Below are 23,154 nucleotides of genomic sequence, written 5' to 3'. Positions count from 1 at the left end.
GATGGATAGACGAAAATTTCTAAAAGCCGGTGTGCTTGGCGGAATTGCTTCCACCTTGCCTGTGTCGAGTGCACAGGCATCAGAAGCGGTTGAGCCTATTCCCGGTGCGCTTGGAATGCTTTACGACTCTACCCTTTGTGTAGGTTGTCAGGCATGCGTAGCTGAATGTCAAAATGTGAACCATACACCGGTAAACCCAAAAGGCGATCAGACTTGGTCAAATAACGACAAACTTACGCCGTTTACCCGCAATATCATTCAAGTTTGGAGCGATGGCGATGGTAAAAATAAAGACCAATCGGAAAATGGCTATGCTTACGTGAAAAAACAATGTATGCATTGCGTTGATCCTAACTGCGTTGCGGTTTGCCCGGTTCAAGCACTAACCAAAGATCCAAAAACCGGTATCGTGAAATACGATCCCGATATTTGTACCGGTTGCCGCTATTGCATGGTGGGTTGTCCTTTTGATGTACCCAAATACGATTACGACAATCCGTTCGGTGAAATCAGCAAATGTGAACTCTGTAACCAAAAAGGTGTTGAACGCTTAGATAAAGGCGAATTACCGGGTTGCTGTCATGTTTGCCCAACGGGTGCCATTATTTTTGGTACACGTGAAGAGTTATTGGCTGAAGCGAAACGTCGTTTAAGCTTATTACGTGGTACTGAATACGATTATCCACGTCAACACGTCAATAGCACAGATAAATACCGTGCTACCGTGCCGGCATATCAATATCACATCTACGGTGAAAAAGAAGGTGGTGGTACACAGGTACTCGCCTTAAGTGGTGTACCTTTTGCTAATCTTGGTTTACCAGACTTAGATGAAGTGGCGACAGGTTCTCGTGCGGCGCATTTACAACACTTCTTGTATCGCGGCTTGGCATTGCCATTAGTCGCACTGGCTGGTTTAACCTTTATGACTTACAAAAATATGCATGGCGATAAAATCGCTGAGCGTATTGCAGCACAAAAAGAAGCCATGCGTCAGGCACGCAAGGAAATCGAAGAAGCGGAGGATGAACATCATGAGTAATCCACGTCCGGTGGGCGGTCGCCTTGTTTCTGCCGCGATTCTCTTTTTTGCACCACTTGCCGTACTTTGCGTTTTATTAATTTTAAAACGTTTGGTTTTCGGTATCGGTTCCGTGACCGCACTTAATGGCGGTTATCCTTGGGGTTTATGGATTGCCTTTGACTTGCTTGTCGGTACAGGTTTTGCCTGCGGCGGTTGGGCATTAGCTTGGACTGTGTATATTTTCAATAAAGGGAAATATCACGCTCTTGTGCGCCCGGCACTGCTTGCCAGTCTCTTCGGTTATTCCCTTGGTGGTTTATCTATCACCATTGATATGGGACGTTATTGGCATTTACCGTATTTCTACGTTCCTGGCCAGTTCAACACGAATTCCGTGCTATTTGAAACAGCATTTTGTATGACGGTGTATATCATTGTCGTCACCTTAGAATTTGCCCCGGTATGGCTTGGTTTCCTCGGCTTGAAGAAATGGTTTAATAAACTCAATAAAATCATGTTCTTCATTATTGCCTTGGGTGCCTTGTTGCCGATGATGCACCAATCTTCCATGGGTTCCTTGATGATTGTAGCGGGACACAAAGTCCATCCGGTATGGCAAAGCTATGAAGCGCTACCAATTCTCTCCTTGCTGACAGCTTTCATTATGGGCTTCTCTATTGTGATTTTTGAGGGGTCTTTAGTGAAAGCGGGTCTTGCAGGAAAAACACCAGATGAACGTCATTTATTTACTCAATTGGCACGCGTTACCGCAGGATTAATTTTCTGTTTCTTAGCGGTGCGTTTTGGTGAGTTGATTTACCACGATAAACTGCAAATGGTTGTAGGTTTCGATAAATTAACCAAATTTGAAGCATGGATGTTCTGGATGGAAGTCTGGTTGATGGTATTACCATTACTGACCCTCTTCCTCGGTGAGAAAAAATCTGACTCCCGTTGGTTGTTTATTTCGGCACTTAGCATGTTACTCGGCGCCGCATTATGGCGGATGAACTACTCTCTCATCATGTATAATCCGGGCAACGGCTATCAATATTTCCCATCTGCGGAAGAATTGCTTATTTCAATTGGCTTCGTTTCTATTGAAGTATGTGCCTATATTTTAATCATTCGTTTATTCCCTGTATTACCGGTATTTAAAGAAAAACATACCGAAGACTCAGAAAAAATTATTGCCGAAAAAGCGGCATTCAGCAAAAAAGTTAGCGGAGCAGAATAATGTCAGAAAAAAAACGTATCTCAATTGACCCAATTACCCGTATTGAGGGGCATTTACGTATTGATTGCGAAATTGAAAACGGCGTCGTCACCAATGCTTGGTCCTCTGGTACCATGTGGCGTGGTATGGAAAATATCGTAAAAGGTGCCGACCCACGTGATGCATGGATGATTATGCAACGTATCTGTGGCGTATGTACCACAGTACACGCGATTATCAGCGTGCGTGCTGTAGAAGATGCTATCGGCGCTAAAGTACCCGTCAATGCACAGTACATTCGTAACATGATTCTTGCTGCACACAGCATTCACGACCATATCGTGCATTTCTATCAACTCTCTGCGATGGACTGGGTAGATATCACTGCTGCGCTACAAGCTGATCCTGAAAAAGCGGCAGATATGCTAAAAGGCGTTTCTACATGGTCATTAAACAGTGCTAACGAATTCCGCAACGTACAGAAAAAAATCCAAGCATTAGTGGATAGCGGACAACTTGGCATTTTCGCTAACGGTTACTTCGGTCATGCTGCAATGAAACTTCCACCAGAAGTCAACCTCATTGCCGTCGCGCACTATTTACAAGCGCTTGAATGTCAACGTGATGCTAACCGTGTAGTCGCATTACTCGGTAGTAAAACACCACACATTCAAAACTTGGCGATTGGTGGTGTAGCAAACCCAATTAACTTAGATTCCCAAGCGGTACTAAACCAAGAACGTCTCATGTTCGTGAAAGCTTGTATCGACCGCTTAACTGACTTCATTAACCAAGTGTATAAAGTAGATGCAGCAGTATTTGCGGCTTACTATCCTGAATGGTTAAGCTTAGGTAAAACATCTGGCAACTACTTATCTGTACCAGAATACCCAATTGATGCAGATAACTCTAAATTCATGTTAAAAGGTGGTTATATCGAAAACGGCGATTTATCGACTTTCCGCCCAATTGATCAACAAAAAGATGAGTTCGTTGTAAAAGGCATTAAAGAAAGCGGTAAACACGCTTGGTACGAAGACGATGAGCCATTAGAACCTTGGGCGGGTTTAACTCGTCCGAAATATACCGGCTGGCAAGATGATGGTAAATACTCTTGGGTAAAAGCGCCGACATTCTACGGTAAAGTTGTCGAAGTGGGGCCTCTCGCCTATTTAATGTGTGGTTTGGCAGCAAATGACACACCAACCGTTACCCATTTCAATGAATTGAAAGGCATTTATGAAAAATTAACTGGTAACACGTTAACCACCGATCAATTACATTCTACCCTTGGACGTATTATCGGTCGTACCGTGCATTGCTGTGCGATCAACGACATTTTAAGCGCTCAATGGCAAATGCTCATTGATAACATCGCGAAAGGTGATATGACGGCTTATATCAAAACGGATATTCCAGCAAACGGTGAATTCCGTGGTGTTGGTTTCGGTGAAGTACCACGCGGTATGCTTTCTCACTGGGTTGTGATCAAAGACGGTCGCATTGAAAACTACCAAGCGGTTGTACCATCCACATGGAATGCCGGTCCACGTAACGAACAAGACCAAATGGGCCCTTATGAGCTTTCCATTATTGGTACACCGGTGGCAGATCCGACTAAACCATTAGAAGTGGTTCGAACCATTCACTCTTTCGACCCTTGTATGTCCTGCGCCGTGCACGTTGTTAACACAGAAAACGGTGAAGTGACCGAAGTGAAGGTGTTGTAATGAAGCCATTAATTCTTGGCGTCGGCAATATTTTGTTAAGTGATGAAGGTGTCGGTGTGCGCGTTGTGCAGGAGCTTGAAAAACGCCCTGAAATTCAACCGCACTTTGACATCATCGATGGTGGTACTTGTGGCATGGAATTACTGGATGCGATGGCAAATCGCGAGCATTTAATTATTATCGATGCTGTGCTTGCTAACAAACAGCCAGGTGAGATTATTGTGTTACATGACGAACAAGTGCCTACCTTTTTCTCACGCAAAATTTCGCCACACCAACTGGGTATTTGTGATGTACTTTCCGCTCTCAAACTGACGGATGAATTTCCACAAAATCTTTGTCTCATCGGTATCCAACCGGAATCTTTGGAAGCCGGTATCGGATTAACGGAAACGATACAAAAAGCATTACCAAATGTTTTTGCCACTTTGAATCAAGTAGTCAAAGAATACGGTTTGAACTTAAACACCCCTCTTTAGAAAAGAGGGGCTGGGGGAGATTTGACCTAATTAATAATAGAGATAGGTGTTAAATCTCCCCTAACCCCTCTTTACGAAAGAGGGGAACTTTCTTTAAGATTTCACCTTCTATGCTTTAATCTTATTGATATTGACAAACACCCACTGATAGCGCGCGTCTCTGACGCGTGCTTATTTTATTAATACTTCTGGCACACGTTATAGAACGCACGCCACTATTTTGTGAAAAGTTAACCATGTACCGACACGAAAAAATACCTCAAAATGCCACCGCACTTTTAAACTCTGTTTCTGGCTTTGAAGAAAATCCAACGGAGACTTTCCTTGCTGAAATGCAAAAAATTGTTCCTGAAATGCAAGATCTCCCCTTCTTTCATCACAATATTGAATGTTTCTGCCCAAAATTCGCTTTATTTGAAGGACAATGGGTCGGCTCGGTGTTAACCCCATGGATGATTAGCGTCGTTATTCTGCCAGGCCCGCAACAAACGTGGGAACCGCGTGAATTAGGGGATAAAATCACTGTTCAACTGCCTTACAAAGCCCTTACTTTTACGGTCAGTGGCATTGAAACCGTACCGCAATATTTAAGCTGCTCCTTGCATTCCCCGCTTGATCCGAATCTTACCAATGAACAAGCCATCCAACTGACACAGGATTGCCTTCGCATGATTTTATCCATGCCGACCAAACAAACGACGTTTGATCCAGATCGCCGCAATTTATTTAAAGCAATGGTAAAATAAGCGCAAATTTTTAATCGGAGTAAATGAATTATGTGTTTAGGCGTGCCCGGTCAAATTGTCAAAATCGGCGACAGCGCATTACAACTTGCCACCGTGGATGTTTGCGGTGTGCAACGTGATGTGAATATTTCCCTTATCTGCAGCGATGACCCAAAACCGCTACTGGGCAAATGGGTTCTCGTCCATGTTGGTTTCGCGATGAGCATCATTGATGAAGAAGAAGCCAAACAAACTCAAGAAGCCCTTCTTGCTATGAGTCAGCTGGAACATGAAGTGGGGGATTTTAGGGGATTGAATCAGGGGTGATTTAAGGGAAAGTGCGGTCGGAAATTTAAGTATTTTTGTAGAAAATGGTTGGGAATTTGACCGCACTTTGTTAATCAATTAAAGAAGACCAAATCAGATAGCGCGCGTCTCCCGACGCGTGCTTGTAACTCCCTCCTGCTGGCGCAAGCGTCCTTCGCTTGTGCCTTTTTAATTTACACAAATATATATTTTCAGCATAAGCGTGGACGCTTGCGCTATCGTACGGAAGCCAAACAAACCCAGGAAGCCCTGCTTGCCATGAGCCAGCTGGAACATGAAGTGGGGGATTTTAGGGGATTGAATCAGGGGTGATTTAAGGGAAAGTGCGGTTGGGATGAGAAAATATTTTATGTAATTATTGAATATCCAAAGAAAAATTAATGTCCATCTTTCTCTTTATCTCTCTTTTCCTTTTGTAATTCTTTAATTTCCTTTAATTCATTAATAATTTGCTGCTCTGCAGGTGTGGGGCCCCATACAAGATCTGAATACAATGCTAAAGCAACGATGAAAAGGATAAATATTAATAAATAAATGAAAAAATCAGAAAATACAAAAAATATTAAACTTGTTAGTAAAAAAATGTACAACCACTTTAATAGCGTTGGATGTTGCCATTGTTTAAATTTAAGATATAACTTCCCTACTTTATATCCAAATTGCTGTTTATTTACCACAATTATCCTACTTTTCTTACTTTAATAAATGCTCGCCACCCAGTAAAAGTATCACTCGTTTAAGTACTTCATCATAAATCTGTGGCTCGGCTTGTTTGATAAATTTGATATGTCTCTCACGCCAATCCAATGTCTGAACTAATGTAGTTGCAACGACACTTGGACTTTCCAAGCCTTCAATCGGAACCTCGGTTGCTTTACCACGAATACTTGTACTAATAGGACAACAAATAATTAGCCCTGTCGATTTATTATAAATTTCATGGCTTAGAATGAAAGCTGGACGATATTTTCCAATTTCTTTTCCTTTTGTCGGCTCAAAATCCAACCAAACAATATCATTCCTCTTTGGTACATACATCACTAATATTCCAGTTCCTGCGCTAAAGTAGCCACAACTAACTCGTCTGCATGGGCATCATAAGCTGTTATATCTTTTAATAAATCGGCTTCAGTCAATTTTTTTTGGCATTTTGAAATGTATAACCCATTTGGGGATATCTCTATATCCACAGTATCTCCAGCAGAAAATTGAGGAACCGTACGAAGGTTTCCCGTCAATCTTAAGCCAATACATTTTCCCCAAACACCTAATGTAGCTTGTTGTCTTAATTGCATAAATACCTCCTTCATCGTTAAGGATGATGATATTACTTTAATATCACACTTTCAATCTTCTTTATTAAGATTTCCAGCGTGATTTTCCCCTACTGGCGCAAGCGTCTTTCGCTTGTGCCTTTTTAATTTACACAAATATATATTTTCAGCACAAGCGTGGACGCTTGCGCTATCGTATGGGTCGTGTATCAAGAAGCGAACGCTATTTATAAGTTAATCCATATTAAAAATCCACCGCACTTTTTTTAGTGCGGTGGATTTTTCCTCTTTTTTAGATTTCGTGCAACAAGTTGCACGCTACGTTTTTTACTGATTAAAGTGCGGTCGCGATTTTATCAATTTCGGCTTTGGCGTGTGCCTGTGCTTTGGCAATCGAATCAGCACCCAAGCCAATGCCTTCTGAATAAACAAATTGCACGTCGGTAATGCCAACAAAACCTAAAATGGTTTTTATGTATGCCGTAACAAGATCGGTCGATTGATTTTGATGGAAGCCACCAAATGCAGATAACACAATGGCTTTTTTACCTTTTAATAAACCTTGCGGGCCGTTTTCGGTATATTGAAATGTTACACGTGGACGCGCGATAAAATCAAAATAGCTTTTTAATTGTGTCGGGATGTTGAAATTATACATCGGCGCATTAATCACCACGATATCTGCCTTTTGAATTTCCGCGACCAATTCATCAGATAACGCCAATAAGGCATTTTCAGCTTCTGTGCTTGGTTGACCACGAACGGCTGTGGCTGCCGTTGCATCAAAATGCGGTAATGCGTTTTTAGCCAAATCACGCACAACAACATTATTGTTATCGCCAAGCTTGCTAACCAAATAATCGGATAATTGGTTGGTTTGTGAATTGTCTGCCAAAATACTGGATTTTAATACAAGAATATTGCGCATATTTTTTCCTCTTGAAATAGTGAATAAAAAGTGCGGTCATTTTAATGGGTATTTTCGAAAGATAAATAGGGCTTTTAGAAAAGCATTATTCATGATCAGTTAATAATCCGAATGACAATTTAAGAGCTATCATTCCCTCATTTATCACGAAAACTCACCGCACTTTTAAAGGATAGCGACCCTAAAAGATGACATCACACTGTCGTGCTTAGCTCACCATTGGCTTATGCCTTTTTCAAAAACTCTGATTTCAGCATAATTTTGCCGCAATCCACGTTGTGATCGCCGCGGGCGAGGCGGATGCCTTTAAATTTAGTGCCTTTCTTTAACACTTCGGAAGATCCTTTAAGTTTTAAATCTTTGATGAGCAGCACATCGTCACCATCGGCGAGGAGATTGCCGTTACTGTCTTTGACGATGAGTTGATCGTCATCATGCTCCTCGGCTTCATTGCCGGTCCATTCATGGCCGCAGTCCGGGCAGACAAATTGGATGGAATCGTGATACGTATTTTCGCCTTTGCAAGATGAGCAAATTGGATAGTCCATGTGTTTCCTTATTATTTAACAGTGGAATAAAAATTGAAATGCGCGCTATTGTAACGGAACAATACGCATTTTGGGGAATTATTTAGCCCTGCTTTATCTGCGTATTTTTGCCAATAGGCTAACGGAAACAATAATGACCAATGAGCCGATCCAGAAATTCAGCGTCGGCACGTTGTGCCAGAACAACCAGTCGCAAATGCTGGAGAAAATCACGCCGGTGAAAGCAAATGGTGTGATGATATTGGCCGGAGCATATTTGAAAGCGCGGGTCAGCAATAATTGGAAAATCAGGCCGAAACCGCCTACCAATAATAAAAGTACAAAACCCTGTGCGGAGGGGATTGTCCATTGTGTGGCGAAAAATAACGGTAACAAAAGGGAACCTAATAAATGGAAGTAAAACACGATATTTTTCGGCGAATTGTGCTTGTTGAGCTCTTGCAGGCTGATAAATGCCATGGCGGCGAGAAATGCCGCGCCCAAAGCATAACCGATGTGTTGTAGTTCAAAATGCTTGGAAGAATCCGTTAGCATGATAATGGAGACGCCCGCAAAACCAAGGAAACTGCACGCCAGCACTTTTAGCGGGGTTCTTGTTCGTAACACAAACAACAATAAAGGGACGAATAACGCCGAGGTATTCATCAATAACACGGCGATAGAAATCGGTAAGTATTTGATGGCGTAAAACGTCAGCAACATACTGGCAATGCCTGCTAGATTACGCATAACAAGAAACGGCCATTGGCTGAGTTCGACCTTAAAATCACCGTCACGAATCATAAACGGCAATAAAAAAATAAAACCGATCAAAAAGCGGGAAAATAAAATTTCGCTGGATGGCAATTCATCGGAAGCATATTTTACAAACACGCCCATTAAAGCGATGCTGATATAAGCCAACACCATGCAAATAATGGCTTTTTGATATGAAGTGGCTGTGAGTTTTTTCGGCATTGACAACATTCCTTGATTAGTAGCGCCAAAAGTGCGGTCACTTTTTAAAGTGTTTTTTCGTTTTCACTGTGAAGATGTTTTTCAATGTCATGCCAAAAACGTTGAAAAAAATCACCGCACTTTTGTGTATCTTTAAATTCGGGGCGAGTGTTAATTTGAACCGCCTCGCCGAAATAGTCAAATGATAATTGATAGGCGTGCAAATAGGTGCGGTCCGCCACCTCTCCGCCATATAATTCGTCACCTAAAATCGGACTCCCCAAACTTTTCATGGCAACACGAATCTGATGGGTTTTACCGGTTTTGGGATACAGAATGAATAAACGCAAATTCGGTGCCAAGCTGTGCGACACAAAATCGGTAATGGCGGGATTTTCTTTGCTTTGACAGAGTTTCCACGCACCACGACGGGCTTTTTGCATATCGCCGCTAATTCTGCCCTGCTTTTTCTTCGGTTTTTGGGTGGCTAGCGCTAAATAAGTTTTCTGGATCTGATGTTCGGCGAACTTACGCGACAACGTCATAGCCGCCTTTTCGTTTAGCGCCAATATCAACAAGCCGGACGTCACTTTGTCCAAACGATGAACCAACCAAACCTGTGGCACCCCCAGTTGCTGCGCCACAAGCCGAGTTAACCCCACATCGGCATCATCTTTATGTACGCTTATTCCGTTAGGTTTATTTATTACAATAAAATCAGGATGCTGAAATACAATTTGAAACGTCATGACAGAAAAACCTCAAGAAATGATGCGCTGAATGATACCATAAAAGGAACAACGGAAACTGCCTGCAATTAGGTGAGAAAACAGAAAAGTGCTATACTTTCCGCACTATACTCGTTTCATGCTGTCGTCAATTATGTTGGAAAGTTTGCTCATTATTTTAGTGCCGATGCTTATCGGTTACGCCTTTAAAATCAAAAATATAAAAATATTACAACAATTTGGCAAAATCACCATGCTACTGTTGTATATGATCTTGTTCATTATGGGCGTGTCCCTTGGGCAATTAGATAATTTGGCACAGCAATTGCCGCAAATTGGTGTTTATGCCCTGACATTTATTGTTTTCATTCAAGGGCTAACCTTTCTCGGTTTATTTATCTATGACAAACTTTCCCCACAGCCTTTAGCTAAAACAACGGAGAAAATGCCCTCCCGTTGGCGGATTGTGTTGGATTCGTTAAAATTATGTCTGGTGGTGATTGTTGGCTTTTTTATCGGGTTATGGGGCAAAGGTTGGGTGAACCTGCCGTTTGGTTCCAGCACTTATGTGTTAGTCGTGTTGATTTTTTGCGTCGGCATACAATTACGCAATAACGGTATTTCTATTCGTTCCGTGTTTTTTAATCAACGCGGCATGATAACCGGTGCCATTTTTGTTTTAACGTCGCTACTTGGTGGCATTATCGGTGCGCAAGTACTGAATGTGCCTATTGTGCAAGGTCTTGCAGTGTCTTCAGGGTTAGGCTGGTATTCGCTTTCCAGTGTCACCTTAAACAACGCATGGGGACCGATTTGGGGTAGCATTGCGTTTTTTAATGATTTATCCCGTGAATTGATGAGTTTATTTATTGTGCCGTTATTTATGCAACATTACCGCTCCACCGCAATAGGCTACACAGGTGCCACCGCCATTGATTGCACGTTGCCGATCATTCAAAAAGCCGGTGGCGTGGAAGTCTTACCATTGGCGTTTAGTTTTGGCTTTATTACCAATATTGCACCGCCTATTTTATTGGTCTTTTTTACCTCGGTTCCTTTATAGGGTTTTCATTTTTTTATGACAATTGAACAAATTCTCGCTTATATCATCCCCATTTTGGTTTGGATAGTCACCATCACCATCACCTTACGCTTAGTAATAAAAAAACAATCTGTCCCGACCATGCTCTCATGGTTGATTGTCATTTATGTGTTTCCTGTGGTGGGCATTATCGCCTATTTAATTTTTGGTGAAATCAATCTCGGCAAACATCGGGCTGCCATGTTTGAGCAACTCAAGCCTAAATACATGGATTGGTTCAAACACCTTTCTCATTGCGATAATTTGATCAATACGCAAACCAACCTGCTCTACCGCCCAATTTTTGATCTTGCCAATCAACGCCTTGGCGTGCCTTGTCTTTTAGGCAATGAATTGCATATTTTGGATACGCCCGAAAGCATTATGCGAAGCATCATTCATGACATCAATCAGGCAGAAAAATCCATTAATATGGTGTTCTATATTTGGTCTGCTCAAGGCTTGGTGAATGAGGTAACACAGGCATTAATCAACGCTCGACAACGTGGCGTGGCAATTCATATATTGTTGGACTCGGTAGGCAGCCGCCCTTTCTTAAAAAGCGCCGAATGCCAAGCCATGCGTAATAACGGCATTGAAGTGACGGAAACCTTGCACGTGAATTTATTCCGTATGTTCTTTAATCGCATTGATTTACGCCAGCATCGCAAGATTATTGTCATCGACAATCAAATTTCTTACACCGGTAGCATGAACATGGTGGATCCGAAATTCTTCAAGAAAAATAGCAATGTTGGCGAATGGATTGACATTATGGTGCGCATTAACGGCCCGGTATCTTCGGTGTTAAACGGCTTACACGCATGGGATTGGGAAATTGAAACCGGCGTTAAACTTCCGTTAGACGTGCCTGATTGCCCGCTTTTGCCGTTGGAACAAAACAACTCTCATGCAGTACAAATTCTCGCCACCGGTCCTTGTTTTCCTGATGATTTAATGGCGCAATCACTGTCGATTGCGATTTTCTCGGCGCGTAAAAGCATTGTGATCACTTCGCCTTATTTTGTGCCAAGCCATAATATTGCGGAAGCTTTGCGTATTGCGGCTTTACGTGGTGTGGAAGTTTCCATCATTCTACCCAAAGAAAATGACTCCCTCATGGTGCATTGGGCAAGCCGTACCTTCTTCGATGACTTACTCGCTGCCGGCGTGAAAATTTATAATTTCAACAAGGGTTTACTGCATACCAAAAGTATGTTGATCGACAACCGATTGGCCTTGGTCGGCACCGTAAACATGGATATGCGCAGTTTCTTGCTGAATTTTGAAGTCACCATGGTGGTGGAAGATCCGGCATTTGCAAACGAAATTTCTTTATTACATGAAAGTTATATTAAAAACGCGGAATTAGTCGATTATGTTACATGGAGCATGCGCTCCGTTTATCAGCGTATCATCGAAAAACTCTTTTTCTTATTTAGCCCGCTTTTGTAAAACATCGCGTCCAATATCACTTTATTCCGTCACCACGCATAATCTGCGCTATACTAAGCGCCTTTTGAGAAACAGGAGAAGAAAAAAGAATGAAAAGAATAGAACAACTCTTTGCAAACAACTACCAATGGGCTACACAAATGAAAGAGGAAAAATCCACCTACTTTCAAGAACTGGCCGAACATCAACAACCGCACTATTTATGGATTGGCTGTTCAGACAGCCGTGTACCGGCAGAAAAATTAACCAACCTAGAACCCGGCGAACTCTTCGTACACCGCAATGTGGCAAACCAAGTCATTCACACTGATTTCAACTGCTTATCCGTTGTGCAATATGCGGTCGATGTTTTAAATATCGAGCATATCATCATTTGTGGGCATACCAATTGTGGTGGGATCCATGCGGCCATGAATGATCAAGATTTAGGATTAATTAACAACTGGTTATTACATATTCGTGACATTTGGTTTAAACACAGCCATTTACTGGGTAATTTATCACCGGAACGCCGAGCCGATATGCTCACAAAACTAAACGTGGCAGAACAAGTCTATAACCTCGGAAGAACATCCATCATTAAAAATGCGTGGAAAAGCGGGAAAAAACTGTCCTTGCACGGTTGGGTATATGACGTAAATGATGGATTTTTAGTGGATCAAGGCGTCATTGCCACCAGCCGAGAATCCTTAGAGATTTCCTACCGCAATGCCATTTCGCGATTACTCAAATTAAATGAAGATGAAATGCTGAAAAAGCAGCATGAACAAGAATAATCTCTGATTGGGCGGTCTTAGCACGGCTTAAAGTGCGGTCATTTTTCGAGGCAAATCGTGGCAAATTTCAAGAACGGGTATATTCGCTAGAATATACCCAGAATATAGCTTAAAATTTAGCGTTTATTTTCATCTTTTAACTCATGTTTATTATGCGGTATAAAAAACTCGTTATGTCTGTTTGTTGGTTCGCGTTTATGGTGAATACGGTTGTTGCCGCACCGCGCGTGCCTGAAGAACTGACGGATAACGGATTAATTTATTGCACTCACGCTTCCGGTTTTTCCTTCAATCCGCAAACCTCGGATGCCGGCACAAGCATGAATGTGGTAACTGAACAGATTTATAATAAACTTTTCGAGATATCCAATACGGCGATTCCAACGCCCATTTTGGCACAATCTTATTCTATTTCACCTGACGGCAAGATTATTACGATTTATCTGCGCAAAGGCATTAAATTTCATCATACCGATTGGTTTAAACCGACCCGCGATTTTAATGCCGATGATGTGGTATTTTCATTAAATCGTGTGCTAGGCTATGAAACCTATTTGCCAACGCTGGAACAAAGTGCGGTGGACTATAAAAATCCGCAATATCGCATTTTTCATGAACAAGCGAAAAAAGTGCGTTTTCCTTATTTTGAAAGCATTAAGTTAAATCAAAAAATCGAATCGGTGAAAGCGTTAAATCCGCACACCGTGCAAATTACCTTATTTAAACCGGATGCCTCCATTTTGTCTCACTTAGCCAGCCAATATGCCATCATTTTCTCGCAAGAATATGCTGTGCAACTTAATGCGGACGATAATTTGGTGCAACTTGATTTATTACCAGTCGGCACCGGCCCATATAAAGTCAAAAATTATTTCCGGAATCAATATGTGCGGTTAGAAAAAAACGAGGATTATTGGAAAAAAGACGCCAAAATTAAAAATATTATTATTGATTTATCCACGGATCGTACCGGGCGCTTGGTAAAATTTTTTAATGGCGAATGCCAAATTGCGTCCTATCCTGAAGTCAGCCAATTAGGTTTATTGAAGGAAAACGACAAACGCTATTATGTCAAAAGTGCGGAGGGCATGAATTTAGCCTATTTAGCCTTTAATTTTCAAAATGCTGTCATTCAAGATGAACAAGTTCGCCGTGCTATCGCACAAGCCATTAATCGCCAACGCATTATCAAAACCATTTATCACAATACGGCAACTGTGGCGAATAACATTATTCCGAATATTTCTTGGGCATCCAGCGTAAATACGCCAGATTTTGCTTATGATTTTAATCCGAGCGAAGCCAAGAAAGTCTTACAAGATAAACAGCTCCATTTGAATATGTGGGTGTTAAATGAAGAGCAGGTTTACAATCCGGCGCCACTGAAAACTGCAGAATTGATTAAAGAAGATTTAAATAACGTTGGGGTGAACGTAACGATTCGTTCAGTAACGCGGACTTTTCTCATCGACCAGCTGAATAAAAAATCAGAAAACTACGACATGATTTTAACCGGTTGGTTAGCCGGAAACCTCGACCCTGATAGCTTTATGCGACCTATCTTAAGCTGTAACTCGGCCAGTGAAATGACGAACCTCTCCAATTGGTGTGATGAAGATTTTGATCAGTTGATGGATAAAGCATTAGACAGCCCTAATTTATGGGAGCGTGCCCACGCCTATAATCAAGCACAAGAACTTATTCTCTCCAAGCTGCCGATTGTCCCATTGGCGAATATGAAGCGGGTGCTGGTGGTAAATTCACGTGTTCGCCATATTGAAATGAATCCTTTCGGCAGTTTAAATTTCTCGACATTATCATTGCGTAAAGGAGAGAAATAATGTTGCATTCTTTTCTTCGACAAGGTGTTTTCCTGCTGTTAACGGCGTTTATGCTCTCTTTGCTAAGTTATGTGATTTTGATGCAAGATCCATTGAATGCCGAACTGGCTACGCCACACTTTTATCAGGGGTATATTCACTATTTAAACCGTCTTATGCACGGCGACCTTGGCATCAGTTATAACGGCGGTGATCCATTAAAATCCACCATTCTTACGGTGTTGCCGCCCACACTTGAGTTATGTTGTTGTGCGATTTTATTGGCCGTTATTTTTGGCATTCCCCTTGGGATACTGGGTGCTGCCTATCAAACGCATTTTATTGGAAAAACGATCCGCACTTTATCGGCTATTGGCACCGCCTTGCCGGTATTTTGGATAGCACCGATTTTATTGTATTTCTCCGCCATTAACGCTTGGCAAATTTCCGCCATCGGGCAATATAACCTCCTCTATGAAATCAAACCGCTGACCGGTTTCCCACTGATTGATGTCTGGTTTGTTGATGCTCCGTATCGCATTAAAATGATTCAAAACGTCTTACAACATTTGGCACTGCCAACGTTAGTTCTCAGCATTTTACCTATGATGGAAATCGTGCGTTTGGTGCAACAACGTGCCGAAATCGTGCTTCAACAAAATTATGTCAAAATCGTCACCACTCGGGGGTGGTCAAAATTGACCATATTGCGCAAATATGTGTTGCGTAATACGTTGCCCTTACTCATTCCACAAATGACTCGCCTGTTCACCTTGGTCATCACGCAATGTATGCTGGTTGAAAATACCCTCGGCTGGCCGGGCATTGGGCGTTGGCTAATTGATGCGGTCACACAACAGGATTACAACAGCATTTCTGCCGGTATAATTACTATCGGGCTTTGTATTATTTTTATCAAAATTCTTTCGGAAACGCTTATTTTCATTGCTGATCCGTTAAATAAGAAGGGATGGTATGCGAAGTAAAGATCCAAAAGACTTTCGTGAAACGGGCACACTAAAACACATTTGGTCACTGTTCCGCCAAGATCGCATTGCGCTCTTTAGTTTCTACGCACTTTTGTTATTAATTTCGACCGCACTTTTGAGCCCGTTCATTGCGCCTTATTCTGCAGAGACGCAATTTATCGGACAAGAATTAATGCCACCCTCTTGGGCAGCAAACGGAGAAATCGCTTACTTCCTCGGCACAGACGATATTGGTCGCGATGTGCTAAGCCGTATTATCGTTGGAAGTACTTATACTGTGGGGGCATCACTCATTGTGATGATCACAACGGCAATTCTTGGCGGCGGATTAGGCATTTGGGCAGGGATGTCACAAGGAATACAATCACGTATTTTAGGCCATTTATTAGATACGTTTCTTACCATTCCCGTCCTTCTCGTCGCCATTATTATTGCGACATTAATGGAACCCGGTTTGCTCAATGCGATGCTTGCCATTACCTTAGCGCTGCTGCCGTATTTTGTGCATGAAATTTACCGCAGTATTCAACTGGAATTAAAAAAAGAATATGTCTTAATGTTACGCTTAGACGGTATCTCAAAATGGGCTTTATTGAAAAGCACGATCTTGCCAAATATCGCCGTGCAATACATTCAAGAAACCTCTCGCGTCTTCACGATCGCCATTTTGGATATTAGCGCCTTAAGCTTTATCGCCTTGGGTGCTCAACGCCCGGCACCGGAATGGGGCGCAATGATCCGCGATTCTTTAGAATTGATTTATTTAGCGCCATGGACGGTACTCCTTCCCGGTTTTGCGATTATTTTCAGTATTTTAATTGGCTTGATGTTTTCTAACGGATTATGTCGTGCCATTACCAAATATTACGAGTAGGTCATCATGGTTCTTTTGGATATTCGCAATCTTCGGATTGATATTAAAACGTCAAACGGATTAATTCGCATCGTTGATAACGTCAGTTTCACACTGAACGAGGGCGAAATTTGTGGCTTAGTGGGTGAATCCGGCTCCGGCAAAAGCTTAATTGCCAAAGTCATTTGCAATGCCTTTAAAGATTCCTGGATTGTTACCGCCGATCGTTTCCGTTTTAACGATGTTGAACTGCTCAAACTCACGCCGACCCAACGCCGCCAAATTGTGGGCAAAGAAATTTCCATGGTTTTCCAAGATCCGCTCACCTGCCTCGATCCAAGCCAAAAAATCGGCAAGCAGCTGATTCAAAACATTCCGGGATGGACGTTCAAAGGGCATTGGTGGCAACGTTTATTCGGTTGGCGAAAACGCCGCGGTATAGAATTATTGCACCGTGTCGGCATTAAAGAACACAAAGACATCATGCGCAGTTATCCCCATGAGTTAACCGAAGGGGAAGGACAAAAAGTGATGATTGCCATTGCTGTGGCAAATCAACCGCGCTTGCTCATTGCTGATGAACCGGCCAATTCCGTGGAATCCATTACGCGCGTACAAATTTTCAAGCTATTATCCAGCATGAATCAAAACCAAGGCACATCCATTCTGCTGGCCAGCAATGACATCAACAGCATTAGCGAATGGTGTGATGCGTTTGTGGTGCTTTACTGTGGGCAAAATTCAGAGTCCGGCCCCCGAGAAGCGATTTTAGAGAATCCTCATCATCCCTACACACAAGCGTTGCTACATTCGATCCCCGATTTTACGCAGCCGCTGCCTTTTAAGAGCCAGTTAGGCACGTTAAAAGGCTCGGTTCCGCTACTTGAAGAAATGCCGCTGGGTTGCCGCCTTGGTCCACGTTGTCCTTTTGCGCAAAAAAAATGTATTACGAAACCGACCGCACTTCGGGTGAAACAACATGAATTTTATTGCCACTTTCCGATTAATTTACGGGAAAAGAAAATAAAAGAAGCCGAGGTGCCGCAGCCGTTAACGCTCAGCAATGACACGCAGGAATAAAAGAACGAAATGCACTTACTACACGTTGAAAACCTGACAAAAACCTTCAAAAAAGATCTTGACCTGTTTGGTGACGGTTACTTTCATGCCGTGGAAAATGTGAGCTTTACCTTGGATGCAGGCAAAACATTGGCTATTATCGGGCGTAACGGTTCAGGCAAATCCATGTTGGCTAAAATGATTGTCGGCATTACTGAACCCACTTCAGGCAAAATCTTATTTCAAAATCAGCCCTTGATTTTTGGTGATTATACTTACCGCGCCAAGCATATTCGTATGGTTTTCCAAGATCCTAATACCGCCTTTAATCCGCGGCTTAATGTTGGTCAAATACTCGATGCGCCGTTGCTGTTAACCACATCACTTAATGAGCAGCAACGTACTCAAAAAATTTTTGATATCTTAACCTTAGTCGGGATGCACCCTGATCACGTGACGATTAAAATCAATACGCTCTCTATTAGTCAGAAGCAGCGTATTGCCCTTGCCCGTGCGTTAATTCTAGATCCGCAAATTATCATTATTGACGATGCCCTTGGTTCATTAGATGCAACGGTCAAAACTCAGCTCACCAACTTAATGTTATCGTTACAAGAAAAATTCGGACTAACCTATATTTATGTGGGGCAACATTTAGGCATCATCAAGCATATTGCCGATGAAGTGTTAGTGATGGAAGAGGGTAAGATGATTGAATATGGCGACACTTATTCTTTATTTACTTCACCGCAAAGTGATGTGACCAAGCGCCTGATCGAAAGCCATTTTGGCAAAATTTTAGACGAAACCTCTTGGGGAGAGACGTTTTTACCGATGATCTAATCGCAAAGTGCGGTAGATTTTCACCGCACTTTCACTTGAGCCCAAGTTGCGACATCTTGCGCAAACTTAACCTTGCCAATACATCGCTTGCACGTATTAACGCAATAATTCCAAGCCAAACTGATAAAGCTGATTTTTCTTGTAGCCATACAATTCCGCCACAATGGCCGCGGCTTTTTTCAACGGCAATTCTTGGCTAATTAAGGTTAGCGCGTGCATGGCTTGCGAAGAGATCGCTTCCGCTTCATCTTCCTTTGGCGCGCCTTCAACAATAACCACCATTTCGCCTTTGGTACGATTCGGATCTTGCGCCAACCAAGCGATTAAATCGGCTAATTTGTCGCCATAGATTGTTTCCCATGTTTTGGTAATTTCACGCGCCAACACCACATAACGCTCGCTGCCAAAGACACTTTGCATATCCGCCAGACTGTCTAAAATGCGATGTGTGGATTCATAAAAAATCAAAGTGCGGTCTTCTTTTGCCACGTTTTTTAATTTATCCACGCGGGCTTTGCTTTTTGCCGGTAAGAAGCCTTCAAAACAAAAACGATCGGAGGCAATCCCCGAAGCACATAACGCCGTAATCGCCGCACAGGCACCCGGCAATGGCACAACCTGAATCCCCGCTTGCCGGCATTGACGCACTACATGAAAACCGGGATCACTGATTAATGGCGTACCGGCATCAGAAATCAACGCAATATTCACGCCTTGTAAAAGTTTTTCGACTAACGCACCGGCTTTTTGCTGTTCATTATGATCATGTAAGGCAAAAAACGGCTTTTTAATGCCGTAATGGGCTAATAATAAACCGCTGTGTCGGGTATCTTCTGCTGCAATGAGATCGACTTGTTGAAACGTTTCCAGCGCACGTTGTGTAATATCTTGTAAATTGCCAATAGGCGTTGCGACGATATATAAAGTTCCGTTTGAATTGCTCATTTAGACTTCTTTTATTTGCTTTTAGTTAGGGAGATAAGTAAGATCGCTCCAATTGTTTAACCAATGGAGTAATTATGTCTATTCTATTACAACGCATTAATTTAAAAAATCGATTAATGCCTTTTTTGTTCACGCTAATTTTAGCCGGCTGTAATGCCAATTTTATGGGGAATAGCTTCACCAGTGAACTCAAAAAAGATGCGAATGCAAGTTCTGAATTTTATATGAATAAAATTGGGCAAACACAAAAAATCGAAGATCAACAAACCTACAAATTATTAGCCGCGCGTGTACTCGTGACGGAAAACAAAGTGCCTCAAGCCCAAGCGCTATTAAACGAATTAAGCACACTCAATCCAGATCAATTATTGGATAAATCACTTATTGAAGCGCATATCGCTGCCGTACAAGGTAACAATCAACACGCTGAAGATTTATTACGCCGTGTGGATTTAACGCAATTAAGCAGTTCCCAGGTTGGTCGTTATTACGCGGTGAAAGCGCGCATAGCGGAAAACAAAAATGCCATTATTGATGCGGTGAAAGCACGTATTCAAATGGATCAAGTGCTCACCGATGTACCTCGAAAACAAGAAAATAATGACCGCACTTGGGCGTTATTACGTCAAGCGAATCGCGGTTTATTAAATAGTACGCCGGATGAGGGCAATTTAGCCTTAGCCGGCTGGTTGGCGCTCGCCCGTGCTTATAATGATAATTTAAGTCAGCCAACCCAATTAAGCCAAGCTTTGCAAAATTGGAAATCGGCTTATCCGAATCACTCTGCGTCTTATTTATTCCCAACGGAATTACAAGGCTTATTCAATTTCCAACAAACATCACTTTCTCAAGTCGCCTTGCTTTTACCGCTAAGCGGTAATGGTCAAATTCTCGGTAACACCATTAAATCCGGTTTTGATGCAGCCAAAGGCGACAATACCGCTGTTCAAGTGCAGGTTTATGATACCGTTGCGACCCCTATCAACGATATTATTGCGCAAGCTAAACAAGCCGGTGTTCGTGCGATTATCGGACCTTTGCTAAAACAAAACGTAGATAGCGTATTAAATAATCCGTCTGCTATTCAAGGCATGGACGTTCTTGCATTGAACTCTACACCAAATGCCCGTGCTATTGGTCAAGTTTGCTATTATGGCTTATCTCCTGAAGATGAAGCCGAATCCGCAGCCAATAAAATGTGGAAAGATGGCATTCAAGTGCCAATGGTTGCGGTGCCACAAAACGATTTAGGACAACGTACTGCGACAGCATTTAACATTCGTTGGCAACAACTTTCCGGTACTGATGCGAATATTAAATATTACAACCAAACCGGTGATGTCGGTGTCGCGTTACAAGGCCAAAACGTACAAGGCCTTTATGTTGTTGCAAAAAGTGAAGAATTGGCTGATGTAAAATCGGTGATTGATAATAGCGGCAGCAATATCAAATTGTATGCCAGCTCACGCAGCAACTCCTCCAATAACGGACCAGAATACCGCTTGTTAATGAACGGGCTACAATTTAGTGATATTCCGTTCTTCAAAGACACGGATTCTGCGCAATATCAAAAAATTGCCACCAATACTAACGGCGACTACTCGTTAATGCGTTTATACGCCATGGGAGCTGACGCTTGGTTGTTAATTAGTCATTTCAATGAACTACGCCAAGTGCCGGGTTATCAAATTGACGGTTTAACCGGTAAATTAAGCGCAGGTCCGAACTGCAATATCGAACGTGATATGACTTGGTTCCAATATCAAAATGGTGGCATTCAAGTATTAAACTAAGTTAAAAATGTTTTCTCTAAAACGTCAACAGGGGGCGAGATTTGAACACAAAGCTCGCCTCTTTTTAGAATCTCAAGGCTTAACTTTTCTCGCAGCCAATCAGAATTTCAAATGCGGTGAATTAGATCTCGTCATGTTAGATCAAGACACTATCGTGTTTGTCGAAGTCCGCCAACGTAAAAACGATCACTTCGGCTCTGCCATAGACAGTGTGGATTGGAAAAAACAACAGCGTTGGATGGATGCTGCTGCACTTTGGTTGGCACAGCGGAAACAAAGTTTAGAAGATACAGACTGCCGTTTTGACTTAGTCGCTTTCGGCAAAACCGACCAAGATATCCAATGGATCCCCAACTTTCTTGATTAATCACTATGCTAAATAAACTCAATGATTTATATGAGGAAAATATTAAAACTCATATTTACGCCAAAAGCCTGTTAAGTACACAAATTGTCGAGGCGGCACAACGCATGATCAGCTGTCTCTTGCAAGGCAATAAAGTGATTGTGTGCGGAGAGGGGCGTTCTTATATTAATGCCCAATGCTTAGTGGCGAATTTATTAAATCGTTACGAATTAAAACGCCCGAGCTTTCCTTCTGTTTTATTGAGCTTAGATAGTGCGGTCAGTTCTACCTTTATTTCTGATCTAGCCTTAGAAAAATTATATCAACACCAATTTAACGCCACTGCGCAAAAATGCGATATGCTGGTGGCATTCGCGCCTTTAGGTAATGAAAAGAACGTGCTTAATATTATTACGCATGCGGTTAATAAAGACATCACAACTCTTGTTTTAACCGGCAGTAGCCACGATCATATTCAAGGCATTTTGACCGAAAATGATTTACACATCGCGGTGCCAAGCGCAAAAGAAAGCCGATTGTTGGAAAATCACTTATTTATTATTAACAGTATTTGTGAACTTATTGATTTTAAACTCTTTTCTCATTCATAGCTTGACAAAAACCGTCCATTCAAGCCACACTAGCGCATAATTACCACACAGACAAAGGAGACAATGATGCTAACAAGTCCATTAAAAAAACTGGTTCTTGTGTTAACGACAGCCTGCTTACTACAAGGTTGTGTTGCCGCCGCGATTGGTGGTGCTGCGGTTGCCGGTGCGACAAAAGTTGCCACCGATCCTCGCACCATGGGAACGCAAATTGACGATGAAACGTTAGAACAACGCGTCTATTCCGCCATCAAAAAAGATCCTCAAATTAAATCGGAAGCGCGTATTAGTGTCACTGCGTATAGTGGTCGTATCTTATTAACTGGTCAAATACCAAATGAAAGTTTGCGCGACGTTGCCACAGGATTAGCCAAAGGCGTACAAAACGTCAACGATGTTTATAATGAAGTTCGTGTAGGAGAAAAAGTCAGTTTTACTCAAATGAGCAAAGATGCTTGGATTACCAGCCAAATTAAATCCAAAATGCTTGTTGATTCCAAAGTGAAAACCAGTGACATCAAAGTGGTAACAGAAAATAATGAAGCCTTTCTCATGGGCAATGTAACCCAAGATCAGGGCAATGCTGCCGCGGAAATTGCGCGTAATGTTTCGGGTGTAACCAAAGTTGTCAAAGTTTTTAATTACTTAAATTAACATTCAAGGGAACG

The 23,154-nt window shown here is 42.2% G+C and carries 26 protein-coding genes and 1 pseudogene; 19 read left to right on the top strand and 8 right to left on the bottom strand.

Features of this window, described 5'->3' with window-relative positions; translation table 11 throughout:
• Window position 1: 1 nt before the first annotated feature.
• From hybA to Q0203_RS08270, 7 genes and pseudogenes are all read left to right on the top strand, one after another.
• Window positions 2–1,042, top strand: coding sequence for a hydrogenase 2 operon protein HybA (gene hybA, locus Q0203_RS08300; protein WP_297931377.1), 1,041 nt, complete (start codon window positions 2–4; stop codon window positions 1,040–1,042).
• Window positions 1,035–2,261 (top strand): Ni/Fe-hydrogenase cytochrome b subunit, encoded by a 1,227-nt coding sequence (gene hybB, locus Q0203_RS08295; RefSeq protein WP_049372990.1) that lies wholly within the window; start codon window positions 1,035–1,037, stop codon window positions 2,259–2,261. The genes hybA and hybB overlap by 8 nt, the downstream gene beginning before the upstream one ends.
• Window positions 2,261–3,970 (top strand): hydrogenase 2 large subunit, encoded by a 1,710-nt coding sequence (hybC, locus tag Q0203_RS08290; RefSeq protein WP_295663125.1) that lies wholly within the window; start codon window positions 2,261–2,263, stop codon window positions 3,968–3,970. The genes hybB and hybC overlap by 1 nt, the downstream gene beginning before the upstream one ends.
• Entirely contained in the window at window positions 3,970–4,449 is a 480-nt protein-coding gene (locus tag Q0203_RS08285) for a HyaD/HybD family hydrogenase maturation endopeptidase (RefSeq protein WP_297931372.1), read from the top strand. Before hybC ends, Q0203_RS08285 begins: the two co-directional genes overlap by 1 nt.
• A gap of 236 nt (window positions 4,450–4,685) precedes the next feature.
• Window positions 4,686–5,195 (top strand): hydrogenase-2 assembly chaperone, encoded by a 510-nt coding sequence (hybE, locus tag Q0203_RS08280; RefSeq protein ID WP_297931369.1) that lies wholly within the window; start codon window positions 4,686–4,688, stop codon window positions 5,193–5,195.
• Window positions 5,196–5,225: 30 nt separating this feature from the next.
• On the top strand, window positions 5,226–5,501 hold the full coding sequence (hybG, locus tag Q0203_RS08275; protein ID WP_297931366.1) for a hydrogenase maturation factor HybG: 276 nt from the start codon (window positions 5,226–5,228) through the stop codon (window positions 5,499–5,501).
• 225 nt (window positions 5,502–5,726) lie between these two features.
• Window positions 5,727–5,813 (top strand): annotated as a pseudogene (locus tag Q0203_RS08270) (hydrogenase); the annotation flags it as partial.
• 65 nt (window positions 5,814–5,878) lie between these two features.
• On the opposite strand, the gene Q0203_RS08265 reads toward Q0203_RS08270, so the two are convergent.
• The 7 genes from Q0203_RS08265 to Q0203_RS08235 form a co-directional block, all read right to left on the bottom strand.
• Complete coding sequence (locus Q0203_RS08265) at window positions 5,879–6,178, bottom strand: hypothetical protein (RefSeq protein ID WP_296027290.1); 300 nt, start codon at window positions 6,176–6,178, stop codon at window positions 5,879–5,881.
• A gap of 16 nt (window positions 6,179–6,194) precedes the next feature.
• Window positions 6,195–6,539 (bottom strand): type II toxin-antitoxin system PemK/MazF family toxin, encoded by a 345-nt coding sequence (locus Q0203_RS08260; protein WP_297931421.1) that lies wholly within the window; start codon window positions 6,537–6,539, stop codon window positions 6,195–6,197.
• 2 nt (window positions 6,540–6,541) lie between these two features.
• Window positions 6,542–6,796 carry a transcriptional regulator gene (locus Q0203_RS08255; RefSeq protein ID WP_297931363.1) on the bottom strand — a complete coding sequence of 85 codons (255 nt, stop codon included), beginning with the start codon at window positions 6,794–6,796 and terminating at the stop codon, window positions 6,542–6,544.
• A gap of 313 nt (window positions 6,797–7,109) precedes the next feature.
• Complete coding sequence (locus Q0203_RS08250; protein WP_297931361.1) at window positions 7,110–7,703, bottom strand: FMN-dependent NADH-azoreductase; 594 nt, start codon at window positions 7,701–7,703, stop codon at window positions 7,110–7,112.
• 224 nt (window positions 7,704–7,927) lie between these two features.
• Window positions 7,928–8,251, bottom strand: a complete 324-nt coding sequence (locus tag Q0203_RS08245) for a zinc ribbon domain-containing protein YjdM (RefSeq protein WP_297931358.1) — start codon at window positions 8,249–8,251, stop codon at window positions 7,928–7,930.
• A gap of 93 nt (window positions 8,252–8,344) precedes the next feature.
• Entirely contained in the window at window positions 8,345–9,208 is an 864-nt protein-coding gene (locus Q0203_RS08240; RefSeq protein ID WP_297931355.1) for a DMT family transporter, read from the bottom strand.
• A gap of 44 nt (window positions 9,209–9,252) precedes the next feature.
• The gene (locus Q0203_RS08235) at window positions 9,253–9,936 is read right to left on the bottom strand and encodes a TIGR01621 family pseudouridine synthase (protein ID WP_297931353.1); all 684 of its coding nucleotides are present in this window, start codon (window positions 9,934–9,936) and stop codon (window positions 9,253–9,255) included.
• Window positions 9,937–10,069: 133 nt separating this feature from the next.
• On the opposite strand from Q0203_RS08235, the gene Q0203_RS08230 reads away from it, so the two are divergent.
• From Q0203_RS08230 to Q0203_RS08195, 8 genes are all read left to right on the top strand, one after another.
• Window positions 10,070–10,978, top strand: coding sequence for a lysine exporter LysO family protein (locus Q0203_RS08230; protein ID WP_297931419.1), 909 nt, complete (start codon window positions 10,070–10,072; stop codon window positions 10,976–10,978).
• A 15-nt stretch (window positions 10,979–10,993) separates the two neighbouring features.
• Window positions 10,994–12,451 carry a cardiolipin synthase gene (gene cls, locus Q0203_RS08225; protein WP_297931350.1) on the top strand — a complete coding sequence of 486 codons (1,458 nt, stop codon included), beginning with the start codon at window positions 10,994–10,996 and terminating at the stop codon, window positions 12,449–12,451.
• Between the two features lie 89 nt (window positions 12,452–12,540).
• Complete coding sequence (can, locus tag Q0203_RS08220) at window positions 12,541–13,227, top strand: carbonate dehydratase (RefSeq protein WP_021615355.1); 687 nt, start codon at window positions 12,541–12,543, stop codon at window positions 13,225–13,227.
• A 152-nt stretch (window positions 13,228–13,379) separates the two neighbouring features.
• On the top strand, window positions 13,380–15,068 hold the full coding sequence (locus Q0203_RS08215; RefSeq protein ID WP_295976009.1) for an ABC transporter substrate-binding protein: 1,689 nt from the start codon (window positions 13,380–13,382) through the stop codon (window positions 15,066–15,068).
• Window positions 15,068–16,033: an ABC transporter permease subunit gene (locus tag Q0203_RS08210; protein WP_209362187.1), complete on the top strand. Its 966-nt coding sequence runs from the start codon at window positions 15,068–15,070 to the stop codon at window positions 16,031–16,033. Before Q0203_RS08215 ends, Q0203_RS08210 begins: the two co-directional genes overlap by 1 nt.
• The gene (locus Q0203_RS08205) at window positions 16,023–16,910 is read left to right on the top strand and encodes an ABC transporter permease subunit (RefSeq protein ID WP_297931345.1); all 888 of its coding nucleotides are present in this window, start codon (window positions 16,023–16,025) and stop codon (window positions 16,908–16,910) included. Before Q0203_RS08210 ends, Q0203_RS08205 begins: the two co-directional genes overlap by 11 nt.
• 6 nt (window positions 16,911–16,916) lie before the next feature.
• Complete coding sequence (locus tag Q0203_RS08200) at window positions 16,917–17,969, top strand: oligopeptide/dipeptide ABC transporter ATP-binding protein (RefSeq protein ID WP_297931342.1); 1,053 nt, start codon at window positions 16,917–16,919, stop codon at window positions 17,967–17,969.
• A 9-nt stretch (window positions 17,970–17,978) separates the two neighbouring features.
• The gene (locus Q0203_RS08195) at window positions 17,979–18,791 is read left to right on the top strand and encodes an ABC transporter ATP-binding protein (RefSeq protein WP_021615360.1); all 813 of its coding nucleotides are present in this window, start codon (window positions 17,979–17,981) and stop codon (window positions 18,789–18,791) included.
• 96 nt (window positions 18,792–18,887) lie between these two features.
• Here Q0203_RS08195 and rsmI read toward each other — a convergent pair whose 3' ends face one another.
• Entirely contained in the window at window positions 18,888–19,736 is an 849-nt protein-coding gene (gene rsmI / locus Q0203_RS08190; RefSeq protein ID WP_297931338.1) for a 16S rRNA (cytidine(1402)-2'-O)-methyltransferase, read from the bottom strand.
• 74 nt (window positions 19,737–19,810) lie between these two features.
• Between rsmI and Q0203_RS08185 the strand changes: the two genes are divergently transcribed.
• The 4 genes from Q0203_RS08185 to dolP all read left to right on the top strand — a co-directional run bounded on the left by Q0203_RS08185 (window position 19,811) and on the right by dolP (window position 23,140).
• Window positions 19,811–21,529 carry a penicillin-binding protein activator gene (locus Q0203_RS08185; protein WP_297931335.1) on the top strand — a complete coding sequence of 573 codons (1,719 nt, stop codon included), beginning with the start codon at window positions 19,811–19,813 and terminating at the stop codon, window positions 21,527–21,529.
• 7 nt (window positions 21,530–21,536) lie between these two features.
• Window positions 21,537–21,896, top strand: a complete 360-nt coding sequence (locus Q0203_RS08180) for a YraN family protein (protein ID WP_296027268.1) — start codon at window positions 21,537–21,539, stop codon at window positions 21,894–21,896.
• A gap of 5 nt (window positions 21,897–21,901) precedes the next feature.
• A complete protein-coding gene (locus Q0203_RS08175) occupies window positions 21,902–22,486 on the top strand; it encodes an SIS domain-containing protein (RefSeq protein WP_297931331.1) in 585 nt (194 codons plus the stop codon).
• Between the two features lie 66 nt (window positions 22,487–22,552).
• Window positions 22,553–23,140 (top strand): division/outer membrane stress-associated lipid-binding lipoprotein, encoded by a 588-nt coding sequence (gene dolP, locus Q0203_RS08170; RefSeq protein WP_295976019.1) that lies wholly within the window; start codon window positions 22,553–22,555, stop codon window positions 23,138–23,140.
• Window positions 23,141–23,154: the final 14 nt, after the last annotated feature.

It is taken from the genome of uncultured Aggregatibacter sp., assembly GCF_938046485.1.
Taxonomy (GTDB): domain Bacteria; phylum Pseudomonadota; class Gammaproteobacteria; order Enterobacterales; family Pasteurellaceae; genus Aggregatibacter.
This window is presented reverse-complemented; position numbering and strand designations above follow the sequence as displayed.